15 protein-coding genes and 1 pseudogene are annotated in these 19,325 nt (G+C 73.5%); 9 read left to right on the top strand and 7 right to left on the bottom strand.

The genetic code is table 11. From position 1 onward, the window contains the following. Positions 1-5 precede the first annotated feature (5 nt). Entirely contained in the window at positions 6-530 is a 525-nt protein-coding gene (locus tag ACYVKZ_RS17295) for a metallopeptidase family protein (protein WP_460993480.1), read from the bottom strand. Positions 531-651: 121 nt separating this feature from the next. Between ACYVKZ_RS17295 and ACYVKZ_RS17290 the strand changes: the two genes are divergently transcribed. From ACYVKZ_RS17290 to ACYVKZ_RS17270, 5 genes are all read left to right on the top strand, one after another. Then, complete coding sequence (locus tag ACYVKZ_RS17290; RefSeq protein ID WP_460993479.1) at positions 652-1,095, top strand: DUF3499 domain-containing protein; 444 nt, start codon at positions 652-654, stop codon at positions 1,093-1,095. A 70-nt stretch (positions 1,096-1,165) separates the two neighbouring features. Continuing rightward, complete coding sequence (locus tag ACYVKZ_RS17285) at positions 1,166-1,357, top strand: Trm112 family protein (protein WP_460993478.1); 192 nt, start codon at positions 1,166-1,168, stop codon at positions 1,355-1,357. Beyond that, positions 1,354-2,856, top strand: a complete 1,503-nt coding sequence (gene ahcY / locus ACYVKZ_RS17280; protein WP_460993477.1) for an adenosylhomocysteinase — start codon at positions 1,354-1,356, stop codon at positions 2,854-2,856. The genes ACYVKZ_RS17285 and ahcY overlap by 4 nt, the downstream gene beginning before the upstream one ends. 146 nt (positions 2,857-3,002) lie before the next feature. Next, positions 3,003-4,232, top strand: coding sequence for a L,D-transpeptidase (locus tag ACYVKZ_RS17275; protein ID WP_460993476.1), 1,230 nt, complete (start codon positions 3,003-3,005; stop codon positions 4,230-4,232). A gap of 130 nt (positions 4,233-4,362) precedes the next feature. Then, positions 4,363-5,562 (top strand): TIGR01906 family membrane protein, encoded by a 1,200-nt coding sequence (locus tag ACYVKZ_RS17270; protein ID WP_460993536.1) that lies wholly within the window; start codon positions 4,363-4,365, stop codon positions 5,560-5,562. Here the strand turns inward: ACYVKZ_RS17270 and ACYVKZ_RS17265 are convergent. Together ACYVKZ_RS17265 and ACYVKZ_RS17260 are read right to left on the bottom strand one after the other, a co-directional pair. Then, positions 5,550-7,436 (bottom strand): AMP-dependent synthetase/ligase, encoded by a 1,887-nt coding sequence (locus ACYVKZ_RS17265; protein ID WP_460993475.1) that lies wholly within the window; start codon positions 7,434-7,436, stop codon positions 5,550-5,552. The two genes, ACYVKZ_RS17270 and ACYVKZ_RS17265, sit on opposite strands and share 13 nt — an antisense overlap. A gap of 115 nt (positions 7,437-7,551) precedes the next feature. After that, complete coding sequence (locus tag ACYVKZ_RS17260) at positions 7,552-9,210, bottom strand: dolichyl-phosphate-mannose--protein mannosyltransferase (RefSeq protein WP_460993474.1); 1,659 nt, start codon at positions 9,208-9,210, stop codon at positions 7,552-7,554. A gap of 156 nt (positions 9,211-9,366) precedes the next feature. On the opposite strand from ACYVKZ_RS17260, the gene rsmI reads away from it, so the two are divergent. After that, the gene (rsmI, locus tag ACYVKZ_RS17255; protein WP_460993535.1) at positions 9,367-10,221 is read left to right on the top strand and encodes a 16S rRNA (cytidine(1402)-2'-O)-methyltransferase; all 855 of its coding nucleotides are present in this window, start codon (positions 9,367-9,369) and stop codon (positions 10,219-10,221) included. 154 nt (positions 10,222-10,375) lie between these two features. Then, on the top strand, positions 10,376-11,869 hold the full coding sequence (locus tag ACYVKZ_RS17250; RefSeq protein WP_460993473.1) for an NAD-dependent succinate-semialdehyde dehydrogenase: 1,494 nt from the start codon (positions 10,376-10,378) through the stop codon (positions 11,867-11,869). A gap of 144 nt (positions 11,870-12,013) precedes the next feature. Here the strand turns inward: ACYVKZ_RS17250 and ACYVKZ_RS17245 are convergent, their stop codons facing one another. The 4 genes and pseudogenes from ACYVKZ_RS17245 to ACYVKZ_RS17230 form a co-directional block, all read right to left on the bottom strand. Beyond that, entirely contained in the window at positions 12,014-12,871 is an 858-nt protein-coding gene (locus ACYVKZ_RS17245; protein ID WP_460993534.1) for a DUF4129 domain-containing protein, read from the bottom strand. A 22-nt stretch (positions 12,872-12,893) separates the two neighbouring features. Continuing rightward, a pseudogene (locus ACYVKZ_RS17240) lies at positions 12,894-14,261 on the bottom strand (transglutaminase family protein); the annotation flags it as partial. A gap of 95 nt (positions 14,262-14,356) precedes the next feature. Next, positions 14,357-15,712: a DUF58 domain-containing protein gene (locus ACYVKZ_RS17235; RefSeq protein ID WP_460993472.1), complete on the bottom strand. Its 1,356-nt coding sequence runs from the start codon at positions 15,710-15,712 to the stop codon at positions 14,357-14,359. Between the two features lie 10 nt (positions 15,713-15,722). Further along, on the bottom strand, positions 15,723-16,781 hold the full coding sequence (locus ACYVKZ_RS17230) for an AAA family ATPase (protein WP_460993471.1): 1,059 nt from the start codon (positions 16,779-16,781) through the stop codon (positions 15,723-15,725). 145 nt (positions 16,782-16,926) lie between these two features. On the opposite strand from ACYVKZ_RS17230, the gene ACYVKZ_RS17225 reads away from it, so the two are divergent. Together ACYVKZ_RS17225 and ACYVKZ_RS17220 are read left to right on the top strand one after the other, a co-directional pair. After that, positions 16,927-17,871, top strand: a complete 945-nt coding sequence (locus ACYVKZ_RS17225) for a TatD family hydrolase (protein WP_460993470.1) — start codon at positions 16,927-16,929, stop codon at positions 17,869-17,871. Between the two features lie 229 nt (positions 17,872-18,100). Next, positions 18,101-19,276 carry a transglycosylase family protein gene (locus ACYVKZ_RS17220; RefSeq protein WP_460993469.1) on the top strand — a complete coding sequence of 392 codons (1,176 nt, stop codon included), beginning with the start codon at positions 18,101-18,103 and terminating at the stop codon, positions 19,274-19,276. Positions 19,277-19,325: the final 49 nt, after the last annotated feature.

Genomic DNA, 19,325 nt, shown 5'->3' with positions numbered 1-19,325 from the left:
GGGACCTAGTAGCCGCGGTAGTACGGGTCCAGGCTCTCGGGCGCAACGCCGAGCATGAGGGCGGTGTACTCCACCACGATGTCGTGGACGAGGTCCTGCAGCTCCGTCGAGGAGGAGGCACCGGTCTCGACCACGCGCCGGTAGATGGTGATCCGGGGAGCCCGGCCGGGCGCCCCGGGGGCGTACTGGCCCTGCGGGGGGCGCCCCCCGTCCCGGAGCATCTGCTCGAGCCCGGGCGGGATCTCCTCGACGGCGTACTCCACCCCGTCCAGTTTCGGGGAGTTGAGCTCCTGGAGGCGGTCGGCGGCATCGAAGACCCAGTCCTCGAAGCGCTCCGCCCGGGTCCGGCTCGCCGGGAGCACCGACGGCAGGATCTCCCCGCGCAGGCCACGCCCGTGGCGGTTCCTCCGTCGCCGGCGGAACCCGCGCCGTCCTCCCGCCGCGGGCTCTCCCTCCGGGGGCACCGGCCGGATGCTGAGGGTGGGTCCGCCCGGGTCCGACGGGCCCCCGGAGAAGGGACGATCCTGCATACATCGACTGTAGTCGCCCCGTTCGGGCCGTGGCGAGTCGCCGCCGGGCCGCGCGGCGCGGGCCCCTGCAGTCGAGGTCAATGCCCGGGTTGCGGCGGTCCCGGGAGTAGGGTTCTGTGCCGTGGGTCCACTACGCCATTGTTCTCGATCTGCCTGCCGCCAGGCGGCGGTGGCAACGCTCACGTACGTGTACGCCGATTCCACGGCGGTGCTCGGCCCGCTCGCGACCTTCGCCGAGCCGCACAGCTACGACCTCTGCGCGACCCACGCCGAGCGGCTCACCGTGCCACGGGGCTGGGACGTGCTCCGGCTGGCGCTGCCGACCGCGCCGGCCCGCAACCCCGACGACATCCTCGCCCTCGCCGACGCCGTCCGCGAAGGGAAGGCCCTGGACGAGGACGGGGACGAAGCCGCCTCCTCGGGTCCGGCGGGGGCGCACCGCGCCGACCCCGAGCAGGCCTCGGACCGCGCGCCCGGCGACCGGGCCGCCCGTCCGCCCCTCGACGTCCCACCGGGCGCGGACATCCCCCGACGCCACCTGCGGCTCCTGCGCGAGCCTTACTGACGCGGCCCCACCGACTGGGCCGGACGCGGGCGCGCCCCTCGGCCCTGCCGGACTCGGTAGTCTAGAGGGCATGCCGAATCTCAGCCCCTCGCTGCTGGACATCCTCCGGTGCCCCGTGACGGGATCCGCACTCGTCCAGGACGGCGACAGCCTCGTGGCAACCGCGCCGGGCCCGAACGGGACGACGCCCCGCTACGCGATCGAGGACGGCATCCCCGTCCTCCTCGCGCCCACCACCTCCGCGACCCAGGAGCACGCATGACCCCCGACTTCAAGGTGAAGGACCTGTCCCTCCATGAGGCAGGGCGGCACCAGATCCGCCTCGCCGAGCACGAGATGCCCGGCCTCATGGCGCTGCGGGAGGAGTACGGCCAGTCGCAGCCGCTCAAGGGGGCGCGCATCGCGGGGTCGCTGCACATGACGGTCCAGACCGCCGTGCTCATCGAGACCCTCGTGGCGCTCGGGGCCGAGGTCCGCTGGGCCTCCTGCAACATCTTCTCGACGCAGGACGAGGCCGCGGCCGCCGTCGTCGTCGGCCCCGGCACGCCGGAGGACCCGCAGGGGGTCTCGGTGTTCGCCTGGAAGGGCGAGTCGCTCGAGGAGTACTGGTGGACCGCCGAGCAGATCCTCACGTGGCCGGGCGCCGACACGAACCCCGAGCTCGGTCCCAACCTGATCCTCGACGACGGCGGCGACGCGACCCTCCTCGTCCACAGGGGCGTCGAGTTCGAGGCCGCCGGGGCGGTGCCCGAGGCCACGGAGGAGGACCCCGAGGAGTACCGCATCATCCTCGACGTGCTGCGCGCCGGCCAGGCCCGCGACCCCCAGAAGTGGACCCGGATCGCGGGCGGCATCAAGGGCGTGAGCGAGGAGACCACCACCGGCGTCCACCGCCTCTACCAGCTCGCCGAGCAGGGCGCCCTGCTGTTCCCCGCGATCAACGTCAACGACGCGGTCACGAAGAGCAAGTTCGACAACCGCTACGGCATCCGGCACTCCCTCCCGGACGGCCTCAACCGCGCCACCGACGTGCTCATCGGCGGGAAGGTCGCGGTCGTCTGCGGCTACGGCGACGTCGGCAAGGGCGCAGCGGAGGCCCTCCGCGGCCAGGGTGCCCGCGTGATCGTGACCGAGATCGACCCGATCTGCGCGCTGCAGGCGGCGATGGACGGCTACCAGGTGGCCCGGCTCGAGTCGGTCGTCGACCAGGGCGACATCTTCATCACGACCACCGGCGGCAAGGACATCATCCTCGCCGAGCACATGGAGGCCATGAAGGACAAGGCCATCGTGGGCAACGTGGGCCACTTCGACAACGAGATCGACATGGCCGGCCTCGCCAGGATCCCCGGGATCCGCAAGGTCGAGATCAAGCCGCAGGTGCACGAGTGGGTGTTCCCGGCCTCGAGCGGCCTGAACGGAGCCACCGCCGAGCACTCGGTGATCGTGCTCTCCGAGGGGCGGCTGCTCAACCTCGGCAATGCGACCGGGCATCCGTCCTTCGTGATGAGCAACTCCTTCGCCAACCAGACGATCGCCCAGATCGAACTCTGGACGAAGCGGCCCCAGGCCGAGGACCAGGACGGCCAGCGCGAGTACGAGAACCAGGTCTACGTCCTGCCCAAGGTCCTCGACGAGAAGGTCGCGCGGCTCCATCTCGCGGCCCTGGGCGTCGAGCTGACCGAGCTGACCAAGGAGCAGGCCGAGTACCTCGGCCTCGACGTCGCCGGGCCCTACAAGGCGGACCACTACCGCTACTGACGCACCCGCGCGCCCTGCCCCTGCCCGGGGTCCCGCCGCCACCCCGATCGTGTCCCGACCGTAGCCGGGGCGTGACCGGGGCGGCCGTCTGCTGCCGGTAGGCTTGGCCGAGGGGATGTACGGCAGAAAGTGGGGGACCCCAAACCATGTCTGAGCGGAAGCGGCTTGCCAGGGGCCCGAAGATCGCCATTCTGGCGGCCATTCTCGTGGTGGCGGGGATCGGCGGCGTATTCGCGGCCGTGGGCCCGCTCCAGGCCGCCCCGATCACCTCGGAGCAGGCCTCGCCGGTGCGGAGCCAGCCGGGCTCCGCCTTCCCCGTGGTGAAGCAGGCGACCGCCGCGTCGGTGCCCGCGCAGGGCGCCAAGGAAGTCAATCCGGCGGCGCCCGTGACGGTCACCGTCACGAACGGCACCCTGGACAACGTCAGCCTCCGCTCCGACTCCGGCCAGGACGTCGACGGCGCCCTGAGCTCCTCGCGCGCGGGCTGGACCTCGAGCGGCCAGCTCGCCTTCGACACCACCTACACGCTCAGCTACACGACCATCGACGCCGCCGGGCGGACCGAGTCTGCGACCACGACGTTCGCCACCGTGGCCACCAAGAACGAGGCCGACGCCGCGATGTACCCCCTCGACGGCATGGACGTCGGAGTGGCCCAGCCGATCCAGCTGACCTTCAGCGAACCCGTGAAGAACAAGAAGGCCGTCGAGAAGGCCATCACGATCACTTCGACCTCCGGCCAGCCCGGCGCCTTCCACTGGTACAGCGACACGATGGTCCGCTACCGGCCGGAGACCTTCTGGGCCGCCCACAGCACCATTACGGTCAAGATGGACCTCTTCGGCGTGGACCTCGGCAACGGCCAGATCGGCAACTTCTCCAAGACGAACACCGTGCACATCGGCGACAAGCGGACCGCGGTCGCCGACGCGACGGCCCACACGTTCACTGCCTACATCAACGACAAGCCCGTGCACACCTGGCCCGCCACCCTCGGGGACACGCGGTTCCCCTCGGCCCGCGGCTACCTCGTGCTCATGGAGAAGCAGCGCAAGGCACACTTCGTGGCCGCCTCGATCGGGCTCAAGCCCGGCGACCCCGCCAACTACGGCGAACTCGACGTCGAGTACGCAACCCGCCTGACCCCCAGCGGCGAGTTCATCCACCAGGCCACGGACACCGCCCTGCCGTACCTCGGCCAGACCAACGTCTCCCACGGGTGCATCGGCCTGGGCCCCGACGGCGCCTCCTGGGTCTTCAACAACATGACCACCGGCGATGTCGTCCAGATCATCAACACCCAGGGCGACTACGCCAACTTCGACGACGGCTTCGGGGACTGGAACATCCCGTGGGCGCAGTACGCGAACGCCTGAGGCACCCGCGGCGGCGATAACGCTTCGGCCACACGTGGGTGCCGCTACGGGGGAGCGGGCGCCCGCACCGGTACGGTGGGGTGAGAACCATGCAGACTCCAGGCCCGCGGGCCTCTACTGGACGGTGACAGTGTTGACCGACAAGAGTTCCGGATCCGAGCCGGGGGCTGACTTCGACGAGTCCGGGGACAGCGACGAGCCCGCCTTCGGCTGGATGAAGCCCGCCGGCAGCAGCCGCCGCACCTCCGATCCCACGGGCGGGCAGCACGCGGCCACCGCGGACGCTGCCGCCCCAGGCGCCGCCGCCGCGGAGGCCGGCGCCGCGGGAGCGCCGGAACCCGGCGCAGCCCACGCTGTGCCGGAGACAGCTCCGGCGGACACCGTCGCGGTCCCGGCCCAGAGCCGCGCCGAGGCGAGGCGGTCCCGCGACCGGGACGCGGGCGCCCAGGACGGCACCGGCGAGCGCGAGGGCCGCGCCGAGGGCACCGCCGCAGGGGCGGCCGCCGTGCACCGCGAGCCGTCCCCGACCAGCGCGATCAACGTGCGGCCCCCCGAGGACGAGGTCGAGCGGCGCCGCAAGGAGCGCGACGCCGCCGCGCGGCCCCGCCCCGTGGGCCGGCGCATCGTCCAGGTCCTCATGGCGATCTTCCTGCCCTTCCTCCTGCTCATCGCCGCGGTGCGCGTGGTCGCCACGCCCCTGTTCCTGTGGATCGAGTACTACCGGCCCGGGTTCCCGGGCGACGGCTACGGCTTCACCACCGACGACCGCCTCACCTACGGCTCGTACGCGGTCGACTACCTCGCGAACCTCGCGGGCCCCCGCTACCTCGGCGACCTCGTCCTGCCCTCCGGCGACCACCTCTTCACCGCCGGGGAGGTCAGCCACATGGCGGACGTCAAGACGGTGGTCCTCTCCTCGTACGGGGCCGGGATCGCCCTGCTGCTCTTCTTCATCTTCGCTGCCATCGGGCTGCGGAAGACCAAGGGGGCGTTCGGGCGCGGGCTCTTCGCGGGCTCGTTCGTGACGATCGCGATCATCGTCGCCCTCGCCGTCCTCGCGGCGCTGGGCTGGGAGCAGTTCTTCACCGACTTCCACCGGATCTTCTTCGCCAACGGCACGTGGACCTTCAGGCTCGAGGACTCGCTCATCAGGCTCTTCCCGGGCCAGTTCTGGGTGGACTCCGCGCTCGTGGTCGGCGTGCTGGTGCTGCTGGCGGCGAGCCTCATGGTGATCTTCTGCTGGCCGACCCCCAGGCGCCGCGCAGCCCGCGAGGCCGCGGGGGAGCCGGACGCCGCAGAGGCTCCCCGCGCCGAGGCTCAGGCGGAGTAGAGGTCCTCGAGTTCCTGCGGGAACGATTCGACGAGGCGCTGTCGGCGCAGCTTGAGCGACGGGGTCAGATCGCCGTCCTCGAGCGTGAGCTCCCTCGGCAGGACCACGAACCGGCGGATCGACTCCGCGCGGGAAACGGCCGCGTTCGCGGCGTCGACCGCCTGCTGGAGCTCCGCCAGCACCTCGGGGTCGGCCGCCGCCTCGGAGATGCCCAGCGTCCGCCCGCGGCGACGCGCCCACGCGCCCAGCTGGTCGCCGTCGAGCGCCAGGAGGGCACCCACGAACGGCCTGCCCTCGCCCACGACCACGGCGTGGGCGACGAGCTCGGACTCGCGCAGCGCCTCCTCGAGGGGCCCGGGGGCCACGTTCTTGCCGCCCGCCGTCACGAGCACGTCCTTGAGCCGGCCCGTGATGGTGAGGAAGCCGTCGGAATCGAGCGAGCCGAGGTCCCCGGTGGCGAAGAACCCGTCCTCCCGGAAGGCCGACGCCGCTCCCTCGCCGCCGGGGGGCGCCGTACTGGCGCCACGGTAGGCGCGGATCACGCCGATGCCCTTCACGAGCACCTCGCCGCTCGGGTCGATGCGCACGGTGGTGCCGGGGACGGGACGTCCCACGGTGCCGATGCGCGTCGCCTGCGGCGTGTTGACCGTGCACGGGGCCGTGGTCTCGGTGAGGCCGTAGCCCTCGAGGACCGTCAGGCCCGCGCCGCGGAAGAAGTGCGCGAGGGCAGGGCTCAGGGCGCTGCCGCCGGAGACGATCGTCGAGACCCGTCCGCCGAACGCCGCGCGGAGCCGGCCGTAGACGAGGCGGTCGAACACGGCGTGCCGCAGCCGAAGACGCCGCCCCGGGCCCTCGCCGCGCCCGGCGGCCTCGTCGTCGAGCGCGCGGGAGAACTCGCGCGCCGTCGCCGCGGCGCGCTCGAAGACGGAGCCCCGCACACCCTCGGCAGCGCGCTCCTCCGCGGCGGCGTAGACCTTCTCGAACACGCGCGGCACGGCGAGCAGGAACGTGGGCCGGAAGGTCGCGAGGTCGTCGAGCAGGGTCGACTGGCGCGAATGGCCGACCACGACGCCGGCGGCCACGCAGGTGATCTGGACGGCCCGGGCGAGGACATGGGCCAGCGGCAGGAACATGAGGGTCCGCGCCCCGGGGCCGACCACCTCGGGAAGGTGGGCCTGGAGGTTGACCGCGAGGAGGGCGAGGTTGCGGTGGGTGATCTCGCAGCCCTTGGGGCGCCCGGTCGTGCCGGAGGTGTACACGAGGGTCGCGAGGGCGTCGAGGTCGGCCGCCGTGCGGTGGCGCTCGAGCTCCTGCGCCGGGACCCCGAGCCCCGGGCCGGCAAGGCTCCTGAGGTTCGAGCCGCCCCCGTCCTCGGTCATGAGGGTGATCGGCAGCCACACGCTGCTGAGCTCGGGGGAGGCGCTGATGGCCTCCTGGACGGTCAGGGCGAGGTGGCTGTTCTCGACGAACACGCGGCGTGCTCCCGAGTCGGCGAGGATGTAGGCGATCTGGGAGGGCGAGGACGTCTCGTAGACCGGCACGGGCACACCGCCGGCGTACCAGACGGCGAAGTCGACGAGCGCCCACCCGTAGCTCGACGCCGAGACGATGGCCACGCGGTCGCCAACGTCCAGGCCGCTGGCGATGAGGCCGCGGGCGAGGGCGACCGCGTCGGCGTGGAATTGCGCGGCGCTGACGGGCTCCCAGCCGGCCTCCGTGCGCCGCGAGAACAGCTCGGCGTCGGGGGTGGCCGCCACCCGGTCCTCGAGCAGCGAGGTGACGTTCGCCTCGGGCGGCAGGCTCGCCAGCAGGGGCGCCGACGCCTCCGCCCGCTGTTCCTGCGCTCCTGCTCCGGCTTCCGCTCCGCCTGCCACGTGCCCGTCCTCTCCGTGCTCCCGCTCGTCTCCAGTGGCCCCCCGTGCAGCGCTCAGCGCCTAGGCCCCATCCTGCCATCCCGGGGCGGTCCCGCGCCGGGGCGACGCGGGCCGGCTACGTCCAGCTCGGCATCCAGAGCCGCAGCCGCCACTCGATGTAGGGGATGGGCTCGGCGTTCCAGAGGGGCATGAGGTAGGCCGAGACGGCGAGGGCCGCGAGGACGAAGACCCCGACGGCGAGCAGCCCGGCCTGCCGCCGCCCGGGCGGGTCCGTGGGCCGCCCGAGCACGAGGCCGAGCGCCATGGCCAGGGCCAGGACCAGGAACGGCTCGAAGGAGACGGCGTAGAACGCGAACATGGTCCGGGTGGGGTACATGAACCACGGCAGGTACCCGGCGGCGACGCCCGAGAGGATCGCTCCGGCGCGCCAGTCGCGCCGCCCGGCCCAGAGCAGCACGAGCACGCCGAGCGCCACGGTGCCGCCCCACCAGATCAGCGGGTTGCCCACCGACAGGACGGCCGAGGAGCAGTGCGCGGCCCCGCACATGCCCGCCGGCTCGGTGTAGTAGAAGGAGACCGGCCGGCCCTGCAGGAGCCAGCTCCACGGGCTCGACGCGTACGGGTGCGGGGTGGAGAGGCCCGTGTGGAACGCGTAGGCCTCCTGGTGGTAGTGCCACAGCGACCGCAGCGGGGCCGGCACCCAGGCCCAGGCCGGATCCGGGTTGGCCTCGGCCCAGTGCCGGTAGAACCCGTTGTCCGAGAGGAACCAGCCGGTCCACGAGGCGAGGTACACCGCCGCTCCGGTGAGGAGGATGCTGGCCGCGGCGAGCGGGGCGTCCCGCAGGGCTGCGCCGGGGAGCCAGGCCCGCACCCCGGCCTCGCGGCGCGCCCCGGCGTCCCACAGGACGGTCATGAGCCCGAACACCGCCACGAACGCCAGTCCCGACCACTTCACGCCGACGGCGAGGCCCAGGCACACCCCTGCGGCGATCCGCCACCACCTCACGCCGAGCCGCGGACCCGTCACGAGCGCCGTCGGCCGTATCCTTCCGTCCGGTCCGGCGAGGGCCCCGAGGCGCGCGGCGAGGCGTCGCCTGCCGTCGTCCCGGTCGAGCAGCAGGAGGCAGAACGCGGCAAGGAGCCAGAACGAGAGGAAGATGTCCAGGATCCCGGTGCGGGAGAGGACCAGATGGTGGCCGTCGATCGCCAGGAGCAGGCCCGCGGCGGCGGCGAGGAGATGCGAGCGGAAGAGGCGGCGGCCAGCCCACGCGGTCATCATGACCGACAGCGTGCCCACGAGCGCCGCCGAGAAGCGCCAGCCGAACGAGCTGCCCGGGCCGAAGAGCGCCATCCCGGCCGCGATCATCCACTTGCCCACGGGCGGGTGCACCACGTACTCGGGGGAGGCGAGCAGCCCGGACATGTCGCCGTTGACGAAGAGGTCGTTGGCGTTCTCGGACCAGCTCCGCTCCACGCCCGAGACGAGGTACGAGTAGGCGTCCTTGACGTAGTAGGTCTCGTCGAAGATCAGCGAGTGCGGCCGGTCGAGCTGCCAGAAGCGCAGGAGCCCGGCGACGAGCCCGACGGCCACCGGCACGAGCCAGGCGAGCCGGCGGTCCCACGTCCCCGGCTCGGCCCTCAGCCGGGGTCCCACGAGCCGTTCGCGCAGGGCGGCCGCCGGACCGAGCGCGGCGTCCTGCGCGGGATCGACGATCCGGCTGCGCCGAGTGTTCCAGCTGCGCACGGGCGGGCGGGTGGGGGTCTGGGTGGCCATCCCGGCCCATGCTACCGGGGCGGAGGGGCCCGGGGCGGGCACGCTGCGCTGGCGTAGGCTGGGCCCGTGCAGCCACCCGAGAGACCCCAGGGACCCAGCCGACTCCCGGACGCGGACCACGAGGAAGGCCCTGCGCACGACGGCGGCACCCACCCCGTGCGGCCGGCCGGCGGGGCCGTGGTCCTCGCCGCCACCCCGATCGGGAACCTGGGCGATGCGAGCCGGCGGCTCGTGGAGCTGCTCGCCGAGGCCGACGTCATCGCGGCCGAGGACACGCGGCGCCTCCAGCGGCTGGTCCGCGGACTCGGCGTCCAGCCGAGCGGGCGGGTGGTGAGCTACCACGAGCACAACGAGGCCGCCAAGACGCCGGAGCTGCTGGACGCCGTGGCCGCCGGCGGCACGGTGCTCCTGGTCACGGACGCCGGCATGCCCGCCGTGTCCGATCCGGGCTACCGGCTCGTCGAGGCCGCCGTCGCCCAGGGCCTGACCGTGACGGCCGTCCCCGGCCCCTCCGCCGTCCTCACTGCCCTGGCCCTGTCAGGGCTGCCCACGGACCGCTTCTGCTTCGAGGGCTTCCTGCCGCGCAAGGCGGGGGAGCGCGCGTCCCGCCTGGCCGAGCTGCGCACCGAGCCGCGCACCATGGTGTTCTTCGAGGCGCCGCACCGGCTCGCCCCGATGCTCCGCTCGCTCGCCGACGCGTTCGGCTCCGAGCGCCGCATCGCGGTGTGCCGCGAGCTGACCAAGACCTACGAGGAGGTCCTGCGGGGCGCGGCGGGCGAGCTCGCCGCGTGGGCCGAGGAGGGGGAGGTCCGCGGGGAGATCGCGGTGGTCGCCGAGGGCGCCCCCGCCGCCGCGCCGGTGCGGCCCGAGGACCTCGTGGGCGCGGTGCAGGCGCTCGTCGCGGGCGGGGCCCGGCTCAAGGACGCCGTCGCGGTGGTGGCGGGGGAGGCCGGTGCGAGCAAGCGGGAGCTGTACGCTGCCGCCTTGGCCGCGAAGGGGACCCCGAAGTAAAAACCGCGGAATTCCGCGGAAGTCGATTGTGCACCTGCACAGGTGAAGTCCGTCACGCTCGTCCTCGGATGCATGGACACCCGCGGGCACTGAGGCCTAGCGTGGAAGAAGTCCACCCACGCCCGATGTCGAGCGTGCCCATGAAGGAGTCGACGTGCCCGAGAACACCGCTGTCACCCCCGAGCGCGAGCAGGAACTGCTCGCGAAAGTCCCCACCGGCCTGCTGGTCAATGGCGAGTGGCGCGAGGCCACCGGCGGGAAGAAGTTCGCGGTCGAGGACCCTGCGACGGGCAGGACCCTGCTGGAGATCGCGGACGGCACGAGCGAGGACGCGGTCGCGGCCCTCGACGCCGCCGACGCCGTCCAGGCCTCCTGGGCCCGCACGGCGCCGCGCGAGCGCGCCGAGATCCTGCGCCGCGCGTTCGACCTCGTGACCGAGCGCGCCGAGGAGTTCGCCCTCCTGATGACCCTCGAGATGGGCAAGCCGCTGGCCGAGTCCCGCGGCGAGGTCACCTACGGCGCCGAGTTCCTGCGCTGGTTCTCCGAGGAGGCCGTGCGCGACTACGGCCGCTTCCTCACCACCCCCGAGGGCAAGAACAAGATCCTGGTCCACCGCAAGCCGGTGGGTCCCTGCCTGCTCATCACGCCGTGGAACTTCCCCCTGGCGATGGCGACCCGCAAGATCGCCCCCGCGGTGGCCGCTGGCTGCACGATGGTGGTCAAGCCCGCGAAGTTCACCCCGCTCACGACCCAGCTGTTCGCCGCGGTCATGCAGGAGGCCGGCCTGCCGGCCGGCGTGCTCAACGTGGTCTCGTCCTCGTCCGCCTCGAGCATCTCCGGCCCGCTCATGAAGGACTCGCGCCTGCGGAAGGTCTCGTTCACGGGCTCGACGCCGGTGGGCCGCCGCCTGCTCGCGGACGCCTCCCAGAACGTGCTGCGCACCTCCATGGAACTCGGCGGCAACGCGCCGTTCATCGTCTTCGAGGACGCCGACCTGGACAAGGCCGTGGCCGGCGCCATGGCAGCGAAGATGCGCAACATGGGCGAGGCCTGCACGGCCGCGAACCGCTTCCTCGTGCAGGAGTCCGTCGCCGAGGAGTTCACCGCCAAGTTCGCCGCCGCGATGGCGGACCTCACGCCGGGCCGCGGCACCGAGCCGTCCACCACCGTGGGCCCCCTCATCGACGGCGGCGCCCGCAAGGACGTGCACGCCCTCGTGACCGAGGCCGTCCAGTCCGGCGCCCGCGTTGCCACCGGCGGGGCGCCGCTCGAGGGCGACGGCTACTTCTACGCCCCGACCGTGCTCGCCGACGTCCCGAACGACGCCGAGATCCTCCGCAACGAGATCTTCGGCCCGGTCGCCCCGGTGACCACGTTCAAGACCGAGGAGGACGCGATCCGCCTCGCGAACTCCACCGAGTACGGCCTGGCCTCCTACCTGTTCACCCGGGACTACGCACGCATGTTCCGCGTGGCCGAGCAGATCGAGTACGGCATGGTCGGCTTCAACGCCGGCGTCATCTCGAACGCGGCCGCCCCGTTCGGCGGGGTCAAGCAGTCCGGCCTGGGCCGCGAGGGCGGCGCCGAGGGCATCGCGGAGTACACGACGACGCAGTACATCGGCATCGCGGACCCGTACGCGGGCTGATCGTCCCCACGCCCCTTGAGGGGTCATCTCCCTGCGTTGAGGGGTCATGTCCCTGCGTTGACTGGTCAATGGGCCGGCATCGGATCTGGGACATGACCCCTCAACCGTGGGACATGACCCCTCAACGCCGGTGGGGCGCGCGGCTCAGTCCTTCGGCCGGCGCCGCACGCGGCGCAGCGCCCGCTTCAGCCCGGTGCGAACCCTGGCCCCCGCTGCCCCGGCTGCGGGGGCCAGCCGCGTCAGGGCGCGCGTGAGCCAGGTGAAGGATGACGGCGGCAGGGCCGCGATGCGCGCCCGCCGGACCGGGTGCTGCGTGCGGCGGCCGGCCTCGTGCACCACGGAGACTGCGCGGCGCGCGGCATCCTCGTCGGCCTCGTAGCCGGGGCGCCCGAACTCGTGCCGCTCGTAGGCGGTGGTGAGGGTGTCGAGCGCGCGGTGGAGCCCGCCGTCGTCCGCCTCCCACGCGCCGAGGCGCCTCGCGTACGAGCGTGGCGTGTCCGCCGGGCCCGGGGGGAGCCCGTGGTCCACGCCGACCGCCTCGAGCTCCTCCCAGATGCCGCGGAGCCCGCGGCGGAGGCGCCGGCGCCGCTGGGCGGCGCGCAGGGCGGCGGGGAAGGCCACGACGATCGCGAGGGCGAGGAGCCCGAGGGCCACGAGGACGGCGGGCATCCACGGGGCGGCCTCCTGGGCGGCGGCCGGCGCCTGTGCCGGGTTGCTGGGTGTGGGGGCCGCCGTGCCGTTGTTGGGGGTCGCCCGCAGGCCGTCGTTGAGGTTGTCGAGGTTGCTGCTCGCGCCCGGGCCCGCGCTGTCGGTGAAGGCGTAGGAGGGCAGCACCCCGCGCGTGGGCGTCGGCTCGAACGGCACCCAGCCGAGCCCCTGGAAGTACAGCTCGGGCCACGCGTGGGCGTCCCTCCCATCGACCTGGAATTCGGGCAGCGGCTGTGAGGCAGGGACCGCGACGGTCTGGCCGGTGGGGTGCCCGGGGGCGAAGCCCACGGCGATCCGGCTGGGTGCCGACCACCCGGGCCATGACCGCCATCGCGGCGGCGAAGTGGATGCAGTAGCCGGCCTTCTTCGTCAGGAAGGTGCTCAGGACGTCCATGCCCGTGCCGTCGTAGCCGTCCTCGACCGGGGTCTTCTCCGAGTACTGGAAGGTCCGCAGCCAGGCCTGGATCTTCAGGGCGCGGGCATAGGGGGTCGCGGCGCCCTGGGTGACCTGCTCGGCCGCGCTGCGCACGTTGGCCGGGACGCCGCGGGGGACCTGCGCGGCGACGAGGTCGATCCCCCGCGGCGCGGTGACCGCGGCGGAGAGGGCCTGGGGGGTGAGCTGCGGCATCGTCGAGTGCACCACGTACAGCTGGTTCTGGCTCGAGGCGGGAGCGCCCTTGATGCTCAGGTCGCTCGGGTCCCAGCCGAAGTCACCCCGGACGCCCTCGAGGGACTGGGGGGCGTAGGGCGCCGGGAGGTAGGGGCTCGTGAAGCCCCCGGTGGTCACGACCGTGGTGGTCGCGGTGGTGGGACCGATGGCCGCCGCGGGGCCGGCGATCTGGGTGATCGGGCGCTGGAGCTGGTCGTCGTGGTTCTCCGGCCCCCATGACGCCCCGTTGAAGTCCTCGACCGTCACCGTGCGGAGGTAGACGGGCGACGTCGAGTCTGTCGCGTAGGTGAGGACGCCGACGGCGTTCGAGCTCCTCAGGTCGTTGCCGAGGCTGATGAGCGGGTTGAGGCCCACGTTCTGGCCCAGGCTCTGCAGCCGGGCGCCTTCGGGGAAGGTCCCGGCGTCAAACCCGGGGATGACCTGGGGAATGGCGAGGGCGCCGGCGACCACGGCCGCCACGAGCACGGCGAAGCGCCCGGGGGACAGCGCCGCGGCAAGGCGCTCGGCCGCGCTGCCGGAGGCGTAGGCCGAGCCGGCGGTGGCGAGGAGCCCGAGATAGCCGGCCGCCGCGGTGGCGAAGCCCGTCGCGCCCACGCTCTCCGGCTTGAGCACCGCGGGGACGACGAGGACCGCGAGGACGGCGACGCCCGAGACGGCCGGCATGCGGCACGAGAGGGCGATGGTCTCGGTGACCAGCGCGATGAGGCCGATCGCGCCCGCAGTCAGCGCCACGATGCCGATGTTCGGCGCCGCGGGGACCGCGTCGTAGGCGACCGTGTGCCACGCCTGGTCCAGCGCCTCCCGCGCGGCTCCGAGCGTGTCCGCCGTCGGGATGAGGCCGAGCAGGCTCGTGCCGCGGAAGAACATCGAGTCCATCGCGCCCGTCCAGCCGGCGGCCCCGGCGACGGCGACCAGGACCGGGTGCCAGCGGAACGCCCTGGCCAGCGAGGTGCCGGCCACCGCGGCCAGGAGCACCACCAGGACCGGGTACAGCCAGGTCCAGCCCCGCAGCACCCCGCTGTACGCGAGGGACCCCCCTCCGACCGCGAGGGCCAGGAACAGCTCGGCCGGCACATGGCGCCACTCGGGCCGCCGGAGCGAGGGGGCCCTCACGCGGAGCTCCTCGCCCCGCCACCCGGTCCCGCGCGCCGCTCGCCGTGGTCCAGGGACGCGTCCTCAACGGTCAGCGCCGCCCATACCCGCTGCACCGAGGAGCGGGGTGTGGCCTCCACGGCCCTCCAGCCGGCGTCCCGCAGGACGTCGACTGCGGCGCGCGAGGAGCCGGCCCGCGGGCCGACGACCACCGCGAGGGCGCGCTCGGCGAAGCCGGAGGCCGAGGCCAGCCCGCGCGCCTGCTCCGCCGTGGTCCTGCCGAGCACCGCGACGATGGGGCCGCGGTGCCGGTGTCCCTCGAGCCTGTCGAGGAGACGGTCGCTGACCCCCGTGGTGCCCGGGGCAGGCTCCGGGGCGATCGCGGCAAGGCCCTCGGCGATCAGCGCGACACCGTCGCGGCCCGCGTACTCGATGGTGTCGGGCTCCGGTGCCGAGGGGGAACGGGCGAGGGCGGCGCCGCCGCCGGGCTCGAGCAGCCGCAGCGAGTAGCCCAGCTCGCTCAGGTGGGCTGCGACGGACATGACCGCGGTGACCGCCCATTCGAACGAGGGCGATCCGCTGCCCTCGGCGTCCTCCTGCCCCGCGTCCGGGAACGCATCGCTGCGCAGGTCCACCACGATCGTGGCCTCGGGCGAGACGGCGGACTCCTCCTGCCGGACCATGAGCTCGCCGTGCCGCGCGGTCGCCGCCCAGTGGACGCGGCGCATCGGGTCCCCGTGGCGGTACTCGCGGGTCATGACGTCGTCCTCGCTCGGCACAGACTGGATGCGGGCCGCGATGATGCCCTCGGCCCCCCGCACCCCGGCCAGCGCGGCTGCGGGGAGCGCGGCCGCGGCGGGGGTCACGGTGAGCCTGGTGCCCGTGCCGATCCGGCTGCGCCGCTCGGCCAGGCCGAAGGGGTCCGAGTGCCGGGCCTCGACCGGGCCGATCCAGTACAGGCCGCGCCGCGGGCAGCCGAGCTCGTACCGGTAGTTGCTCGCCCCGTCCCGGCCGGTCGACCTGCCGGGGTAGACGAAGGTGGGGCCCGTGCCGAGCGACGCGGGCAGCTGCTCGGTCATCGACATCCGACCCGAGAGCAGGCCGCTGTGGCGCAGGCTCAGTGCGACCTCAGTGCTCTGCCCGGCCTCGACGACCTCCGGGTGGGGCCGGCGCAGCACGGTCATCGACGGGCGGACGAGCAGGCTGGCCACGAGGGCTCCCGCCGGGACGAGCGCGAGGAACACGGCCAGATGCAGGAGGTCCCGGCGGCCCATGACCTGGGCGGCCATGAGCGCCACCGCGGCGGCGACCACGAAGCCCCACCCCCGCGGCGTGAGGCTGCCCCGCCAGTCGGTCCGGGGCGGGCGCTCCACGCCGGACCGCCTATCCGTGCCGCCGGGCGCCGGACTGCCCGGTGACAGGAACAGGTACCGAGTCCACGACCGCACGGAGCACGGCGGCCGGCGTGAGCCCGCTGCCCGAGGCCCGGCGTTCGAGGACAAGGCGGTGGGTGAGCACCTCGGGCGCCATCGCGGCGACGTCGTCGGGGAGGACGAAGTCGCGCCCGGCGACGGCGGCCCGGGCCTTCGCCGCGCGCAGGAGCTGCAGGACGGCGCGCGGACTCGCGCCGAGGCGGATGCGCTCACTCGCGCGCGTCGCCCGGCCGAGCTGCACCGTGTAGTCCCGCACCGGCGCGGAGACGAAGACGTCCTTGACGGTGGCGATCATGGCGCGGATCTCGGCGGCGTCCACCACGGGCTCGACCCGCAGCAGGGGGGAGTCCGACTGGTGGCTGTCGAGCATCTCCGCCTCGGCGGCGGCGTCGGGATAGCCCATCGAGATGCGCGCCATGAAGCGGTCCCGCTGCGCCTCGGGGAGGGGATAGGTGCCCTCCATCTCGATCGGATTCTGGGTCGCGACGACCATGAACGGCTCGCTGAGCACGTACGAGGTGCCGTCCACGGTCACCTGGTGCTCTTCCATGCACTCGAGCAGCGCCGACTGGGTCTTCGCCGAGGCCCGATTGATCTCGTCGCCGATCACGATGTTCGCGAACACCGCGCCGGGCCGGAACTCGAACTGCCGCGTGGCCTGGTTGTAGATGGAGACCCCCGTGACGTCGCTGGGGAGGAGATCTGGGGTGAACTGGATGCGGCTGACCGAGCAGTCGATGGACCGCGCCAGGGTCTTGGCCAGCATCGTCTTGCCGACGCCCGGGACGTCCTCGACGAGCAGGTGGCCCTGGGCCAGCAGGACGGTGAGGGCCAGGCGGGCGGCCTCCGCCTGGCCGTCGACCACCTGGCCGATGGAGGCCAGGATCCGCTCGCACGCGGCCTTGAAGCGCGCCGCGTCCATCGGTTCGGGCGCCTCGCCGTGGTGGAGCGTCCGCAGGGGGCTCACCGAGCCCCCCGCCTGGTCGACCCCGCCCTGATGACCGTCCATGTGCGCCCTCCCGGCCGGCCGCCAGCGCGCGGCCCTGCTGCTGTGGCATGCGCCACACCTAGCCTCCACGTTACCCGCAGCGGCCGCATCGCGCTCGGCCCCGCGGCGGTCCCTGCCCTGCCGTCCGCGAACTACAGTGGAGGCCATGTGCTCAGCCCACACGCCCGCCGCCTACCGTCACACCGGCACCCCCGACGCAGCGGAGGAGGCGGGCTCGGGCGGGCGCCGCGCCGCCACGGACGAGTCCGGCCGGTCGCGCCGCCTCGAGTACCCGCCGGCGCCCGAGCCGCTGCCCGTGCCGGTGGTGGACAACCACACGCATCTGAACTTCCGGGACGGGCTCGTGGAAGTCGGGGTCAAGGACGCGCTCGACGCCGCGGCCGCGGTGGGCGTGGACCGCGCCGTCCAGGTGGGCTGCGACCTGCCCTCCTCCCGCTTCACGGTGCAGGCGCTCGACGCCGACGCCCGGCTGCTCGGCGCCGTCGCCCTCCACCCCAACGACGCGCCCCGCTACGCCGCGCGCGGCGAGCTCGAGGCGGCCTACGCCGAGATCGAGCGGCTCGCGGCCCACCCGCGCGTGCGTGCCGTCGGGGAGACGGGACTGGACTACTTCCGCTCCAAGGGCGATGCCCTGGCGATCCAGCACGGTTCCTTCCGCTGGCACATCGACCTCGCCAAGCGCCTCGGCAAGACCCTGCAGATCCACGACCGCGACGCCCACGAGGACGTGGTGCGGCTCCTGGGCGAGGAGGGCGCCCCGGAGACGGTCGTGTTCCACTGCTTCTCGGGGGACGAGGACCTCGCCAGGACCTGCAACGAGAACGGCTGGTTCATGTCCTTCGCCGGGACGATGACGTTCAAGAACGCCGAGAACCTGCGCCGGGCCCTCGCCATCGCGGACCCCGGGAGGATCCTCGTCGAGACCGACTCGCCGTACCTCACGCCCCACCCGTACCGCGGCCGGCCCAACGCGAGCTACATGGTGCCCTACACCGTGCGCTCGATGGCCGAGGTCCTCGGAGCCGACCTCGCCGAGCTCTGCTCGCGGCTCTCCGCCAACACCGAGCAGGCCTACGGGGGCTGGGGCTGAGCGCTGCCCGCTCGCGGGCGCGCTCGTAGTCGTTCCGTGACCTGACTGGCCCCTGTGTAACGTTTCGGTTACTGTGAACCCCAACAGCCGGGGTCGCCGCAGACGCCGGGCACTTGCCCCCTCGGGGTGAGGCAGGAGCAATGCCGCGGGCGCGCGCCGTCCATCTCCCGGCCCTGTCCTGCCCGTGCCCGGGGCCGCCGTGCCCGGATGGACCGACGATTGGACCCCTGTGAGCAAACACGGCCGCCGCGCAGCACGACCGGTCCGTCCCCGCCGTTCCCCCGTCCGCGCCGCGGGCCAGGCCGCCGTCGTGGCCGCGCTCGCCCTCGGGACCACGGCGTTCGTGGTGAACGGCAAGACCGTGACCCTGTCCGTCGACGGACAGGCCAGCACCGTCACGACGTTCGCCTCCACCGTGGACGAGGTGGTCCGCAGCGCGTCCGTGCAGCTCGGCTCGGCCGACCGCGTCTCGCCCGCCCTCGGCGCGACTGTCACCGACGGCTCCGTGGTCACCGTCAGCCGCGCCCGGCACGTCACCGTCGACCTGGACGGGGCCCGGCGCACCGTGGACACCACCGCCCCCGACGTCGCCGGGCTCGTGAGCCAGCTCGGGGTCGCCCCGACCTCGCTCGTCTCGCTGGACCGCTCGACCCGCCTGGATGCGGAGAGCGCACCGATCAGGATCAGCACGCCCAAGGACGTCACCGTCGTCGTCGACGGCACCCCCGTGACGCGCACGACGACGGCCGCCACCGTCGCGGAGCTCCTCACCGAGCTGCGGATCACCCCCGGGCCGGCCGACCGCGTCTCCGCCCCCCGCAACGCCCCCATCGTGGCGAACATGGCGCTCAAGGTCACGCGCGTGGACACCTCCGCCGCCAGCACCGTGACGGAGACGGTCCCGTACAGCACCGAGAAGACCGAGAGCGCCGACCTCCCCGAGGGCGAGACGAAGGTGGTCCAGCAGGGCGTGGACGGCACCGTCGAGAAGCACTACCGCAGCGTCACCGTCGACGGCCGCGAGGCCCAGCGCTCGCTCGTGTCCCAGAGCGTGACCCGCGCCGCCGTCGCGGAGAAGGTCCTCGTGGGCACCAAGCCGAAGACGGACCCGAGCACCGACCAGAACGCCGGCAAGAACACCGGCGCTGCCGCGCCCGCCGTCATGAACGCCGCCATGTGGGACAAGATCGCCCAGTGCGAGTCCAGCGGCAACTGGGCCGCGAACACCGGCAACGGCTACTACGGAGGCCTCCAGTTCGACATCTCGTCCTGGATCGCCAACGGCGGCGGCCAGTACGCCCCCAACGCCGCCCTCGCCACCCGCGAGCAGCAGATCGCCGTCGCCAACACGTACTACGCCAAGGCCGGCCTCGGCCCGTGGGGCTGCGCCGGCGCGGCGGGCTGAGAGGCCGGGACAAGGCCGGCCTCGGCCCGTGGGGCTGCGCCGGCGCGGC

This window comes from Sinomonas soli (assembly GCF_054782415.1).
Note: the sequence above shows the minus strand (reverse complement) of the source record. Positions and strands in the feature narration are given on the sequence as shown.